The organism is Methylobacterium sp. GC_Met_3, from assembly GCF_026540775.1.
In the GTDB taxonomy this organism is placed as follows: Bacteria; Pseudomonadota; Alphaproteobacteria; order Rhizobiales; family Beijerinckiaceae; genus Methylobacterium.
On sequence record NZ_JALNUL010000013.1, the window covers coordinates 103,015 to 116,540 of the forward strand.

Consider the following 13,526-nt stretch of genomic DNA (forward strand, 5'->3'; position numbering starts at 1 on the left):
GCGATGTTCACGGGGTTGGTCAGCGCCATCGGCACAGTGGTCTCGGTCTCGGGCGAAGGCGACCTGCGCCGGATCGTGATCCAGACCTCCTACGATCCCGCCACGATCGCGCTCGGCGCCTCGATCGCCTGCGCGGGCCCGTGCCTCACGGCGGTCTCGGTGCAACCGGCCGAGGGCGGCTGTGTCTTCGCGGTGGACGCGGCCGCCGAGACCTTGATGCGCACCACGGTCGGCTCCTGGGCGCCGGGCACGCGGATCAACCTCGAACGCTCGCTCAAGGTTGGCGACGAGCTTGGCGGCCATCTGGTCACCGGCCATGTCGATGGCCTCGCCGAGATCGTCGAGCGTACGAGCGTCACGGCTGATGCCTGGGGGGCCAGCGAGCGCTTCACCCTGCGGGCGCCGGCTGCTGTGAAACACTTCATCGCCGAGAAGGGCTCGGTCTGCCTCGACGGCACCTCGCTCACGGTGAATTCAGTCCAGGACGACCGTTTCTCGGTGCTGCTGATCCCGCACACGCTCCAGGTCACCACCTGGGGTGAGCGACGCGCCGGGGACCGGCTCAACCTGGAAGTCGATCTGATCGCCCGCTACGCCGCGCGGCTCGCCGAAGCGCGGGCCTGAATCCGCTCAGCGCGGCGGGATCGAATAGGTCCCGGTGGCGTGGCAGACGAGGTCGGGGTTGCCGTCCGCGCTGATCAGAACCTCGCCCACCGCGAGCCGCCGGCCGAGCTTGAGCAGCCGGCATTCCGCCAGGAGATCCCCGGAGGCCGGCTTGCGCAGGAAGTTGAAATTGAGGCTCGTGGTCACCGCGAGCGCGACGGGGCCGATATTGGCGAGGATCGCCGCGTAGAGGGCGTAATCGGCCAACGCCATCATGGCCGGCCCCGAGACCGTCGCGCCGGGGCGCAGGAAGCGCTCCTGCGCTTCCAATCGCATCCGTGCCGTAAGCGGGCCCACGGCTTCGAGATGGTAGGCGCGCCCGCCCGCCTGCATCTGCGGGAATTCCTGGTCGAGAAAATTGCTGGTTTCTTCGAGGGTGAGGATCGTAGCGGTCATCGCGTCAAGCAGCACGGCCGTACCGCCAAGGCAATCTCGGGCTGCTCCCGACCAAACACCTCAGGATGAGGGTGCGGGAGGGAAGTCTCCTGGATCAGAAAAAAATCGGCCGCGCGCTGGCGGTGATCTCGCCCAGCACCGTGCCGGTGGCAGGCTCGACCTCCTTGAGCACCACGTCGTAGCCCCAGAGGTCGGCGAGGTGCTGCAACACCCGCTTGGCGTCGTCCTTCTGCAGGGTGATCTTGTTGATCGCCTTGTGGTGCAGGATCAGGCGACGATCCCCTTCGAGATCCACGTCCACCACCTCGATGTCGGGATCGAGCCACGCCACGTCGTATTGCCGGGCAAAGGAGCGGCGCATCTTGCGGTACCCGCGCTCGTCGTGGATCGCCTCCACCCGCAATTCCGGCTCATCGGGGTCGTCGACCACGTGGAACAGGCGCAGGTCGCGCATCAGCTTGGGCGACAGGAATTGCTGGATGAAGCTCTCGTCCCGGTAATTCTCCCAGCAGTCGCGCAGGACCGCCATGGCGTCGCCGGTGCCGGCGATCTCGGGGAACCAAGCCCGGTCCTCGTCGCTCGGCTGCTCCACGATGCGGGCGATGTCCTGCATCATCGCGAAGCCGATCGCGTAGGGGTTGTGACCGCCATAGGAACGGTCGTCGTAGTTCGGCTGCCGGATGACGTTGGTGTGAGATTGCAGAAACTCGAGGTAGGCCGCCTCGGTGATCTGCCCGGATTCCGACAGGGCGTTCATGATTCGGTAGTGGCTGTAGGTGGCACAGCCCTCGTTCATCACCTTGGTCTGGCGCTGTGGGTAGAAATACTGGGCGACCAAGCGGACGATGCGCAGGATCTCGCGCTGCCACGGCCGCAGGCGCGGGGCGACCTTCTCCAGGAAGTAGAGAATATTCTCCTGCGGTAGTTCGAGGAGCGCCTTGCGCCGTTCCGCCGCCAAGTCCGGCCGCACGGTGCCGATCTTCTGCGGCAGGGTACGCCAGAGGTCGTTGTAGATCTGCTCGCCGTGCTCGATCCGCTCCCGCTCGCGCCGCTGCTCGGAGGCGAGGTCCGGCCGCTTCTTGCGCGGGTAACGGTGGACGCCCTGGCTCATCAGCGCATGGGCGGCGTCGAGCACCTGCTCCACCGCCTGATGGCCGTAGCGCTCCTCGCAGCGGGTGATGAAGCCTTTCGCGAAATCCAGATAGTCCAGAATGCCTTCGGCGTCGGTCCATTGCCGGAACAGATAGTTGTTCTTGAAGAAGTGGTTATGGCCGAAGGCGGCGTGCGCGATGACCAGCGTCTGCATCGTCGCCGTGTTCTCTTCCATCACGTAGGAGATGCACGGGTCGGAGTTGATGACGATCTCGTAGGCGAGCCCCATCAGGCCGCGGCGATAGCCGGCCTCGTGCTGGGCGAAGTGCTTGCCGAACGACCAGTGCTTGTAGAACAGCGGCATGCCGATCGAGGCGTAGGCGTCGAGCATCTGCTCGGCCGTGATGATCTCGATCTGGTTCGGATACCACGACAGGCCGAGCTGCGGCCCGGCGATGGCCTCGCAGGCGTCGTGGATGCGCCGGATCGTGTCGAAATCCCAGTCGTTGCCGATGAACAGGGGTTTCTGGCTGCCGGAGATGATCTGGGGCGTGCGTGCCTTGACGAGCGTCATGCGGCCTCCCGTTTTTTTGGACCCGGCCCCACAAGAACGCGGGATGGGGACTCCCTCCCCCCTTTGCGGGGGAGGGTGGGCCTCGCGTCAGCGAGAGTCGGGAGAGGGGCAGCGCGACGGTTTAGGATGCGGGATCCGTCGTGCCCATTCCGGATATGGCGCTCCCCTCTCCCGACCCCCTTCGGGGCCCACCCTCCCACGCAGAGGGGGGAGGAAGATGCGGCGCGGGTCATTATCACCCCTCCGCCTCCACCCGCGCATCCTGGCGGCCGAACAGCTCGCGGAAGACCGCGTAGATCTCGCGCCGGTGGTTGACCTTGCGCATGGCGATTGGGCCGCCGGACTTGGCGATCGCCTCATAGGTCCGCCACAGGGTGGTGCGGTGCTCCACGAAGCCGGCGCGCGGGCCGTTCTCGTCGCCCACCTCCAGATAGGCGAAGTGCTGGCAGGCCGGCAGGATATGCGCCCGCAAGAGCTCCGTGGAGGTCGGCCCGTCCGAGGAGACGTTGTCGCCGTCCGAGGCCTGAGCGGCGTAGATGTTCCAGTCGTTGGGGTCGTAGCGCTCGGCGATGATGCGCTTCATCTCGACCAGCGCCGACGAGACCAGCGTGCCCCCGGTCTCCCGGGAGCCGAAGAAGGTCTCCTCGTCCACCTCGGTCGCCCGGTCGGTGTGGCGGATGAACACGATCTCCACGTGCCGGTAGCGGCGTGTCAGGAAGATGTGCAGCAGGATGTAGAACCGCTTGGCGAGGTCCTTCATGTGCTCGGTCATCGAGCCGGACACGTCCATCAGGCAGAACATCACCGCTTGCGCGATCGGCCGTGGGTAGGGCTCGAACCGGCGGAAGCGCAGGTCGAGCGGGTCGACATACGGGATGCGCTTGGCCCGCTCGCGCAGCTTCAGCAGCGCCTGCTCCAGCTCTGCGCGTTCGGGGTCACCCTCCGACAGCGCGTCGAGCTTCGCCTGCAGGGCCGCGACCTCCTCGGGCTTCGGCCGCTTGAGGGCGATCCGCCGGGACATCGAATTGCGCAGGGTGCGGGTCAGCGCCAGGTTGGCGGGCGAGCCCGTCACGGTGTAGCCGGCCCGGCGCAGGCCCTCGGTCTCGACCACCGCCAGCCGCCGCTTGGCGAGGTCCGGTAATTCCAGATCCTCGAGGAACAGTTCCAGAAACTCCTCGCGGGTGAGCACGAAGCGGAACGCGTCCTCGCTGTTCTCGCCGCCATCCCCGCCCTCGCCGGAGCCACGCCCGCCACCGCCGCCCGGCGGCCGCTCGATCGTGTCGCCCTCCACGTAGGTCTTGTTGCCCGGCAGGATGTGGTCCTGAAGCCCGGTACCCGGCTGGCGGGAGAAGCGCGGCTCGCGCACGCCATCGGCCGGTACCGTGACCCGGCCGTCCTTGCCCAGATCCTTGATGTCCTTCTCGCGGGCGGATTCGCGCACAGCGCGCTGGGCCACGTCCTTGACGCGGCGCAGGAAGCGCTGGCGGTTGGGGAGGCTCTTGCCGCCCGGGTTCAAACGTCGGTCGACGATGTGCATCCGCTGCGAAAACCCTCGTCCGCGTGTGCCGGCCGGGTTCCGACCCTTGTCGTACCATGCTGCGGCCGGAGGAAAGGATCCCAGGTTCGCAGCAGGGCCGACATCGTCACCGGCCGGTCGTCCGAAACTGTGGCGGTGGAGGGTCGGAACGGGGCCCGACTGACCGGGCCCCGTCGTCCCTCAGCCGGCCTGCTTCACCCGCATGTACCATTCCACCAGACGGCGGACCTGCCGCTCGGTGTAGCCGCGCGACACCATCCGCTCGACGAACTCGCCGTGCTTCTTCTCGGTGTCGCCATCCTTCTTGGAGCCGAAGGAGATCACCGGCAGCAATTCCTCCACCTGGGAGAACATCCGCCGCTCGATCACTTCGCGCAGCTTCTCGTAGGAGGTCCAGCTCGGGTTGCGGCCGCCATGCTGCGCCCGGGAGCGCAGGGCGAACTTCACCACCTCGTTGCGGAAATCTTTCGGGTTGGCGATGCCCGCAGGCTTCTCGATCTTGGTCAGCTCCTGGTTCAGCAGCTCGCGATTCATGAGCTGGCCGGTCTCGGCATCCTTGAAGTCCTGGTCCTCGATCCAGGCGTCGGCGTAGTCGATGTAGCGGTCGAACAGGTTCTGGCCGTAATCGTGGTACGATTCGAGATAGGCCTTCTGGATCTCGTGGCCGATGAACTCCGCGTAGCGCGGGGCCAATTCGGTCTTGATGAATTCCAGATACTTCTTCTCGGTCTCGGGCGGGAGCTGTTCGCGCTTGAGCGCTTGCTCCAGCACGTACATCAGATGCACCGGGTCAGCCGAGACCTCGGTGGTGTCATGGTTGAAGGTCGCAGCCAGGACCTTGAAGGCGAAGCGGGTCGAGATCCCGTCCATGCCCTCGTCGACGCCGGCCGTGTCCTTGTATTCCTGCATCGAGCGAGCGCGCGGATCGACCTCGCGCAGGGACTCGCCGTCATAGACCCGCATCTTCGAGAAGGCGTTGGAATTGGCGTGCTCGCGCAGGCGCGACAGCACCGAGAACCGCGCTAGCATCTCCAGCGTGCCGGGCGCGCAGGCCGCATCCGACAGTTCCGAGCCGGAGATCAGCTTCTCGTAGATGTGCTGCTCTTCGGTGACGCGCAGGCAGTACGGGACCTTGATCACGTAGATCCGGTCGATGAACGCCTCGTTGTTCTTGTTGGTCTTGAAGGTCTGCCACTCGGACTCGTTCGAGTGGGCGAGGATCACGCCGGTAAACGGGATCGCGCCGATATTCTCAGTGCCGACATAGTTGCCCTCCTGCGTGGCGGTGAGCAACGGGTGCAGCATCTTGATCGGCGCCTTGAACATCTCGACGAATTCGAGAACGCCCTGGTTCGCCCGGTTCAGGCCGCCCGAATACGAGTAGGCGTCGGGATCCGCCTGCGACAGGGTCTCGAGGCGACGGATGTCGACCTTGCCGACCAGCGAGGAGATGTCCTGGTTGTTCTCGTCGCCCGGCTCGGTCTTGGCGATGGCGATCTGGCGCAGGCGCGAGGGCCGGACCTTGATCACCTTGAAGCGCGAGATGTCGCCGTTGAACTCGTCGAGGCGCTTGAGTGCCCAGGGGCTCATCAGGCCGGTGAGCCGCCGGCGCGGGACGCCGTAGCGCTTCTGGATCTCCTCGCCCATCGTGTCGGGGTCGAACAGGCCCAGCGGGCTCTCGAAGACCGGCGAGACCTCGTCCCCGGCCTTGAGCACGTAGACGGGGTGGACCTCCATCAGCAGCTTCAGCCGCTCGGCGAGGGACGACTTGCCGCCGCCCACGGGCCCGAGCAGGTAGAGGATCTGCTTGCGCTCCTCCAAGCCCTGCGCGGCGTGGCGGAAGAACGAGACGATCCGCTCGATCGTCTCCTCCATCCCGTAGAACTCCCGGAAAGCCGGATACGTCCGGATCGTCCGGTTCATGAAGATCCGGCCGAGGCGCGAATCCTTCGAGGTATCAACGAATTCGGGCTCGCCGATCGCCGCCAGGATCCGCTCGGCGGCCGAGGCGTACATCAGGGGCTCGTCGCGACAGGCTTCGAGATACTCGGAGAGCGTCATCTCCGTGTCGCGGCGGGCCTCGTAGCCTCGGGCGAAGCTCTGGAAAAGGTCGTTCGTCGCATGCATCGGCATTCGATAACCCTCTCAGACCGTGACAGCTTCATCCTGTCTCGGCTCGGATGCAACCGACAGGCCCGCTTTTGTCGCAGTGCGGCGAGCATGTCGCCGGGCATGTCGATTGCATGCAACACTCTCCGGCCATGACGGCGGCGCAAACCAGAGTCTGTGCCGCCTTTGGGCATGTGTCGAGAGCCGAAAAACTGCGCAGGTGCCGCAGTTGTTCGCCGCGACTCACAAATCGGTGCCCTCTTTCTTGGCATCGTCTCCGGATTTGGCACCGCTTCCACCGACCGTGATTTTCACGGTCTGCGTCTGGACTTGCCCGTCGGAGGCTCTCACCTCGAAGGTGACTTCGTCGGTACCCGTGAAGCCGGCATTGGGCTGATAGAACAACGCTTGGACCGAGGCCTCCTTGTTGGGGCAGCGGTAGCTCGCCGGGGTCTTCAGCTTGCCAACCTTGGTGATCACCGAACCGTTCTTCGGCGGCCCGGAGACCTTGAATTCGGGCATCGGGCCGGGCGAGCAGTCCTTCTTAAGGTTCGGAGCGATCTCGAGCCGCACCGTCTTGCCGGGGGCGACCGTCTTCGATCGGCTCGTCGGGGATTGGGCCAGGGCCGGCCCGGCCAGAGCCAGACTCCCTGCGAGCAGCACGGCGAGCGGACGAAGGGCGATCATGAAAGCGTCTCTCCGGTGCCGATGCGGGCGCGCTCTCCGAAGGCCGCTCCGGGTGCCCCTTCCATCGGTGACCAGCATGTGGGGATGCCCGGCGCGGGCGTCGAGTGCGCCCGGCACCGGTTCATCGGGACGCTGCTTAATTCTGAAGCACCGCCGCCACGATCCCGGTGACGCGGGCGATCTGCGCGGCGTCAAGCTCACCCGCCAGGGCGGCGTTGAGGCGTGCCTCGACGCGGGCGCGCTCGCCGGCGTCGGCGATCGGCATGGAAGGTATCTCATCCTCGGCGAGGCGGCAGACACGGCGGATCGCCTCCGCGGCCGAGAGCAGTTTCTCCCGGTCGGCCGGGCCCATCTCCCAGAGCGGGTTGCGCAGGCGGCTGATCACGCGCTTCGCGTCGCGGTATTCCCGGTCGACGCTGGTGGCAGCCTCGATCTGGCTGACGAGGAACATCAGTTCCAGCATCTCCCCGGCCGCCTCTGGGCAGGTGCGGACGATCCGCATGATACGGGCCATCAGTTCCTGGCTGGGCGACAGCTTGGATCGGGGCGAGGCCATGCGGGCGACAACGCGGGGTCCTGGCGAAAGTTCGCCCAGCCCCTGCAAGAGCTTTGCCGTGAGTTTTATCGTGGCTTGGCCGCGCGCCCCGGGACCGGAGCGTCAGGCGTCCGGGGGCGTGCGCAGGCCGTCCAGCAGGGCGCGGCAGGCGCGCAGCTCGTCGAGGGCCACCGCGAGGGCCGCACGCTCCGGATCCGCGAAGGCACCGGTCTCCGCCTCGGCATCCTGGACCAGGGGCTCGGCCGCTACGGCCTCGCCACGGCCGACCGCTTGGACGAAGCGGACGCCGTTCTCCTTGAGCACCCGCTGCGCGCCCGCGATGGTGTAGCGCTGAACGTGCAGGAGCTGGCGGATGCCGGCGACGAGTTCGACATCGTTGGGCCGGTAGTAACGCCGCCCGCCCGCGCGCTTGACGGGGCGGATCTGGCCGAAGCGGGTCTCCCAGAAGCGCAGCACGTGCTGGGGCACATCGAGCTCCTCGGAGACCTCGCTGATCGTGCGGAAGGCATAAGCGCTCTTCTCGCCGGCTTCAGAGAGGTGTTCGGCGGCGAGGGCTGGCGGCATGGCGGTTCGACGGCGGTTCAGCGGCGGTCCGGAGCGATCTTGCCGGGTCATGGGGCCAAGCTCAAGCCTGTTCGGCGCCCGAGCGGATCGTGCCGCTTGTGGCGCCGGCCGCTTCGGTCTAACCGTCCTCCCCTCGCGGGCGCCCCGTGCCGCCCGTCAACCCCCAAAAACTCGGCTGGACGAGAGCCATGGTCGCCCATACCCGCGCCGACGCGGCGCCGAAGCCCCAGGACCCGGCGCTCGCCGGGGCCCGCATCCTCGTGGTCGAGGCGCGCTACTACGACGCCCTCGCGGACGAACTCCTGGCCGGCGCCCGCGCGGCGATCGAAGCCGCCGGCGCGCACGCGACCGTGGTGACGGTGGCGGGCGCCCTGGAGATCCCCGCCACCGTGGCGATCCTGCTCGACGCGGAGGCCTACGATGCCGTGGTGGCGCTCGGCTGCGTGATCCGCGGGGAAACCGGCCATTACGACATCGTGGCGGGCGAGAGCGCCCGGGCGTTGATGGATCTCTCGGTCGACCGCCGGATTCCCCTCGGCAACGGCATCCTCACCGTCGAGACCGAGGCACAGGCGCTGGCCCGCGCCCGGGTGGCCGAGATGAACAAGGGTGGCGGCGCGGCCGAGGCAGCGCTCGGCGTCCTCGCCCTTAAGCGCGCCGCGGAAGCCGCGCGCCCGCGATGACGGATAGTCAAATGACCGACACGAAGCCGGAGACGGGCGGCAAGACGATCAGCCTGCGCACCGGAGCACGCCTCGCCGTCGTGCAGGCGCTCTACGAGATGGATGTGTCCGGCAAGGGCGTCCTCGAAGCGCTTGCCGAGTTCGAGGCGTTCTGGATCGGCCAGGAGATCGACGGGATCGAACATCCCCAGGCCGAGACCGCCTTCTTCCGCGATCTGCTGCGTGGTGCCGTCGAGGAGCAACGGGCGATCGACCCGAAGCTCGATCAGGCGCTGGCGCAGGGCTGGCCGCTCCGGCGAATCGAGATCGTGCTCCGGGCGATCCTGCGGGCCGGCGCCTACGAGCTGATGTTCCGCCTCGACGTGCCGGCGGCGGCGGCGATCTCCGAATATGTCGACGTGGCCCACAGCTTCTATCCGGGCGACGAGCCGGGTCTCGTCAACGCTGTGCTCGACCGGCTCGCCCGGGAGGTCCGGCCCGGCGAGGTCGGCCCCGCCAAGGGATCGAAAAAGCCGGGCTCGTCCAAGCCGCTCCCCGAAAAGCCGGCGCCCGGGAAGGCCTGACCCGTGGCCGGCCCGGTCCGCGCCTCCGAGGAGGGGCTGATCGCGCGTTACTTCGCGCCGCTGGCCGGCCCGGGTGCCGATGGGCTCCGGGACGATGCCGCGACCCTGACCCCCGCGCCCGGCCACGACCTCGTCCTCACCGCCGACGCCGTGGTGGCGGGGATCCACTACTTTCCCGACGATCCGCCGGCCTCGATCGCTCGCAAGGCCCTCGGGGTGAACCTCTCCGACATCGCCGCCAAGGGCGCGGTGCCGCGCGGTTTTCTATTGACGTTGGCGTTGCCCGACGACTGGACGGAGGAGTGGCTGGCCGATTTCTCGGCCGGGCTCGGCGCAGCCGCCGCGGAGGCGGGCTGCCCACTGCTCGGCGGCGACACCGTGCGCTCGGGCGGGCCGGCGCTGATCGGCGTCAGCATGTTGGGCGAGGTGCCGTCCGGCGCGATCGTCCGGCGGCACACCGCACGGATCGGCGACCGGATCTGCGTCACCGGCACGATCGGCGACGCGGCGCTGGGCCTGCGGCTGCGCCTGGAGCCGGAGGCGCCCTGGGCGACCGCCCTCGACCCAGCTTTGCGGGCCGTGCTGGCCGACCGCTACCTCCATCCCCGCCCGCGCCTCGCCGCCGCGCCGGCGATCCGGCGCTACGCCACCGCGTCCATGGATGTGTCCGACGGGCTCGCGGGAGATCTCGCCAAGATGCTGGGCGCGGGGCGCACGGCCCGGATCGATCTGCCCGTCGTGCCGCTCTCGGAGGCAGTCCGGCGTGCCTGCGCGGCGGAACCGGGCCTGTTCGCGACGGCTCTGACCGGCGGCGACGATTACGAGATCCTCTGCACGGTGGCCCCGGAGGCGTTCGAGGCTCTCCGGGCCGAGGTGGAAGCAGCCGGGATAAAGCTGACCGCCATCGGCACCGTCACCGCTGGCGAGGGGCCGCCACGTTTCGAGACGGCAGACGGCGGGGTCCGTGTATTCGCCGCCGGGGCCTTCAGCCACTTCTGAGGCTGGCACGCCAAAAGCAGACGTGCTGACGGGGCGACACGGTCAGGAGCGATAGGGGTTGCCCTCGGCAACCTCGGGCCAAGCCCCGCCTATGGAGGCCGGGTGGAACGTGATCGCGCCGCGGGCGAGATGGGCCAGCACCGCGCGCTGGAACGGTGTCAACGCCATCGCTTGCTCCCGCGGCCTTGCGGACGGCCTGGTCGAGGTCGGCTGCGGCCGCCCAACCCCGGCGACCACCATATGTCCGCAAGCTGCCGACCACCAATCGGGCCTCCTCGACGGGATCGGGCAGGACCGGGGCATTCCAGAAGCAGGCGACGCCAAAATCCGCCCGGGCCTTCGCTGCGGCAGCCGCGAGATCTGCGAACGACCCATGGATACCGACCGAATGCGCCGAAGCTTTGCCGCGCACGACAACGCGCAGATCGTCTGAGCCTTCGTGATGTCCCCTCGAGACTTCAATCCCGGACATGCTGGAGCCCACCGATCCGACCAGACTGCGACGGCTCATATGACCGCGATGTGCGCCGGTCACCAACGCGCGCATCACACCACGCATCGAGATCAGCGACCCCGATCGGGACTGCACGAACGCAAACACCCATCGGCCACGGGAAATACTGCAAAATAATTCTCAATTCGTCACGTTGTGCGATGCAGCATTCGTGCGCCGATCTGCGAAGACGTCAAACACAGCGTTTGCGCTCACCGGCGAAGTTTGGCAATCAAGGTCTTGTTCTGGGAAGGAAAGCCCCGGATCCGAGCACCACGTCCCATGGCCGTCTCCCCGGCGGCCAAGCTCGATAAGCATAAGCCCCAGCCAGGCACGATAATGACAAGGACGGTCGCATGATTCCCTTGATTCTGATCATCGTGGGCGGGCTCTGCGCCATCGCCTACGGCATCGTCACGATCCTCGACGTGATGCGGCGCGATGCCGGCACGCAGCGCATGCAGGAGATCGCCTCCGCCATTGCGGAAGGCGCGCAGGCCTATCTGAAGCGCCAATACCTCACGATCGGCCTCGTCGGCGTGGTGCTGTTCGTGCTGCTGGCGGTGTTCCTCGGGATCAAGGTCGCCATCGGCTTCCTGATCGGCGCCGTGCTCTCCGGGGCGGCCGGGTTCATCGGCATGAACGTCTCGGTGCGGGCCAATGTGCGCACCGCGCAGGCCGCTTCGACCTCGCTGGGCGGCGGCCTCGATGTCGCCTTCAAGTCGGGGGCGGTGACCGGCATGCTGGTGGCGGGCCTCGCACTCCTCGGTGTCGCCTTCTACTACCTGTTCCTGACCCGCGGCGCCCATCTCGACCCGTCGAGCCGTGAGGTGATCGACGCACTGGTGGCGCTCGGTTTCGGCGCCTCGCTGATCTCGATCTTCGCCCGCCTCGGCGGCGGCATCTTCACAAAGGGCGCCGATGTCGGCGGGGACCTCGTCGGCAAGGTCGAGGCCGGCATTCCGGAGGACGATCCGCGCAACCCCGCGACCATCGCCGACAACGTCGGCGACAATGTCGGCGATTGCGCCGGCATGGCGGCCGACCTGTTCGAGACCTACGCGGTCACGGTGGTGGCCACGATGGTGCTGGCCGCGATCTTCTTCTCCGGCCCCACCGGCAGCGGCCGGGACGTGCTGGAGCCGATGATGCTCTATCCGCTGGCCATCGGCTCGGCCTGCATCCTCACCTCGATCGCCGGCACCTACGCGGTGCGGCTCGGGGCCAACCAGTCGATCATGGGCGCGCTCTACAAGGGCCTGATCACCGCGGGCGTGCTCTCGGTGGTGGCGATCGCGATCGTCAACATGACCCTGCTGGGCGGGTTCTCGACCTCCTTCACCACCTCGACCGGCGTCACCTTCACGTCGGCCGGCTTGTTCGGCTGCGCGGTGATCGGGCTCGCCATCACGGCGCTGATCGTGGTCATCACCGAGTATTACACCGGCACCAACTTCCGCCCGGTGAAGTCGATTGCGGACGCCTCGGTGACCGGCCACGGTACCAACGTGATCCAGGGGCTGGCGATCTCGCTCGAATCGACCGCGCTCCCCGCCATCGTGATCGTGGCCGGCATCATCAGCACCTACGCGCTGGCCGGCCTGTTCGGCATCGCGATCGCCGTGACAGCGATGCTGGCGCTGGCCGGCTTCATCGTGGCGCTCGACGCGTTCGGGCCGGTCACCGACAATGCCGGCGGCATCGCCGAGATGGCCGGCCTGCCCCCGGACGTGCGCAAGTCGACCGACGCCCTCGACGCGGTCGGCAACACCACCAAGGCGGTGACCAAGGGCTACGCGATCGGCTCCGCCGGCCTCGGCGCGCTGGTTCTGTTTGCCGCCTACACGTCGGACCTGAACTACTTCATCGCCAATGCCAGCCCGACGCAGTACCGGTTCTTCCAGGGTGTGAGCGTCGATTTCTCCCTGTCCAACCCCTACGTGGTGGTCGGGCTGCTGCTCGGCGGCCTGATCCCGTTCCTGTTCGCCGGCATCGCCATGACGGCGGTGGGGCGCGCCGCGAGTGCGGTGGTCGAGGAGGTCCGGCGCCAGTTCCGGGAGAAGCCCGGGATCATGCAGGGCACCGACCGGCCGGATTACGGCCGGGCAGTCGATATGCTGACCCGGGCGGCGATCAAGGAGATGATCGTCCCGTCGCTGCTGCCGGTGCTCTCACCCATCGTGCTGTTCTTCGTGATCCAGCTGATCGCCGGCAAGAGCCAGGCCTTCGCCACGGTCGGCGCGAGCCTGCTCGGCGTCATCCTGACCGGCCTCTACGTGGCGATTTCCATGACCTCGGGCGGCGGCGCCTGGGACAACGCCAAGAAGTACATCGAGGACGGCCACCACGGCGGCAAGGGCTCCGATGCCCACAAGGCGGCGGTGACCGGCGATACGGTGGGCGACCCCTACAAGGACACCGCGGGGCCGGCGGTGAACCCGGCGATCAAGATCACCAACATCATCGCCCTGCTGCTGCTGGCGGTGCTGGCGCATAGCTGAGGGATCCCGTCCCCGCGTCGCTCCGGTGCGAATACCGGGGCGACGCAATTTGTCCTGCGGACTTCGAGTGCGTGCGGAATCGCGGTATGCTCCGGCACCGCCGCCGAGC

The 13,526-nt window shown here is 67.6% G+C and carries 13 protein-coding genes; 5 read left to right on the top strand and 8 right to left on the bottom strand.

The annotated features are described in order from the left end of the window. The first annotated feature begins 3 nt into the window (after positions 1-3). Entirely contained in the window at positions 4-624 is a 621-nt protein-coding gene (locus OXS27_RS17195) for a riboflavin synthase (RefSeq protein WP_267357769.1), read from the top strand. Between the two features lie 6 nt (positions 625-630). Here OXS27_RS17195 and OXS27_RS17200 read toward each other — a convergent pair whose 3' ends face one another. The 7 genes from OXS27_RS17200 to OXS27_RS17230 all read right to left on the bottom strand — a co-directional run bounded on the left by OXS27_RS17200 (position 631) and on the right by OXS27_RS17230 (position 8,178). After that, positions 631-1,059: a PaaI family thioesterase gene (locus OXS27_RS17200; protein ID WP_243919220.1), complete on the bottom strand. Its 429-nt coding sequence runs from the start codon at positions 1,057-1,059 to the stop codon at positions 631-633. Between the two features lie 94 nt (positions 1,060-1,153). Then, positions 1,154-2,725, bottom strand: coding sequence for a SpoVR family protein (locus OXS27_RS17205; RefSeq protein ID WP_243919222.1), 1,572 nt, complete (start codon positions 2,723-2,725; stop codon positions 1,154-1,156). Positions 2,726-2,960: 235 nt separating this feature from the next. Further along, positions 2,961-4,262: a YeaH/YhbH family protein gene (locus OXS27_RS17210; protein ID WP_267357772.1), complete on the bottom strand. Its 1,302-nt coding sequence runs from the start codon at positions 4,260-4,262 to the stop codon at positions 2,961-2,963. Positions 4,263-4,442: 180 nt separating this feature from the next. Continuing rightward, positions 4,443-6,395, bottom strand: a complete 1,953-nt coding sequence (locus OXS27_RS17215; protein ID WP_243919237.1) for a PrkA family serine protein kinase — start codon at positions 6,393-6,395, stop codon at positions 4,443-4,445. A 219-nt stretch (positions 6,396-6,614) separates the two neighbouring features. Beyond that, a complete protein-coding gene (locus OXS27_RS17220; RefSeq protein ID WP_243919238.1) occupies positions 6,615-7,058 on the bottom strand; it encodes a cadherin-like domain-containing protein in 444 nt (147 codons plus the stop codon). A 136-nt stretch (positions 7,059-7,194) separates the two neighbouring features. Further along, positions 7,195-7,614: a hypothetical protein gene (locus OXS27_RS17225; RefSeq protein ID WP_243919239.1), complete on the bottom strand. Its 420-nt coding sequence runs from the start codon at positions 7,612-7,614 to the stop codon at positions 7,195-7,197. A 102-nt stretch (positions 7,615-7,716) separates the two neighbouring features. Further along, positions 7,717-8,178 carry a MerR family transcriptional regulator gene (locus tag OXS27_RS17230; protein ID WP_243919289.1) on the bottom strand — a complete coding sequence of 154 codons (462 nt, stop codon included), beginning with the start codon at positions 8,176-8,178 and terminating at the stop codon, positions 7,717-7,719. A gap of 188 nt (positions 8,179-8,366) precedes the next feature. On the opposite strand from OXS27_RS17230, the gene ribH reads away from it, so the two are divergent. Genes ribH through thiL form a run of 3 tightly spaced genes read left to right on the top strand, consistent with a single transcriptional unit; the run spans position 8,367 to position 10,423 of the window. Continuing rightward, positions 8,367-8,861, top strand: a complete 495-nt coding sequence (gene ribH, locus OXS27_RS17235) for a 6,7-dimethyl-8-ribityllumazine synthase (RefSeq protein WP_243919241.1) — start codon at positions 8,367-8,369, stop codon at positions 8,859-8,861. Between the two features lie 11 nt (positions 8,862-8,872). Beyond that, positions 8,873-9,424: a transcription antitermination factor NusB gene (gene nusB / locus OXS27_RS17240; protein WP_267357776.1), complete on the top strand. Its 552-nt coding sequence runs from the start codon at positions 8,873-8,875 to the stop codon at positions 9,422-9,424. 3 nt (positions 9,425-9,427) lie between these two features. Next, a complete protein-coding gene (gene thiL / locus OXS27_RS17245) occupies positions 9,428-10,423 on the top strand; it encodes a thiamine-phosphate kinase (protein ID WP_267357778.1) in 996 nt (331 codons plus the stop codon). Between the two features lie 42 nt (positions 10,424-10,465). On the opposite strand, the gene OXS27_RS17250 is transcribed toward thiL, so the two are convergent. After that, positions 10,466-10,591, bottom strand: coding sequence for a hypothetical protein (locus OXS27_RS17250; RefSeq protein ID WP_267357780.1), 126 nt, complete (start codon positions 10,589-10,591; stop codon positions 10,466-10,468). Between the two features lie 681 nt (positions 10,592-11,272). Between OXS27_RS17250 and OXS27_RS17255 the strand changes: the two genes are divergently transcribed. Further along, on the top strand, positions 11,273-13,417 hold the full coding sequence (locus OXS27_RS17255; RefSeq protein WP_243919246.1) for a sodium-translocating pyrophosphatase: 2,145 nt from the start codon (positions 11,273-11,275) through the stop codon (positions 13,415-13,417). Positions 13,418-13,526 lie beyond the last annotated feature (109 nt).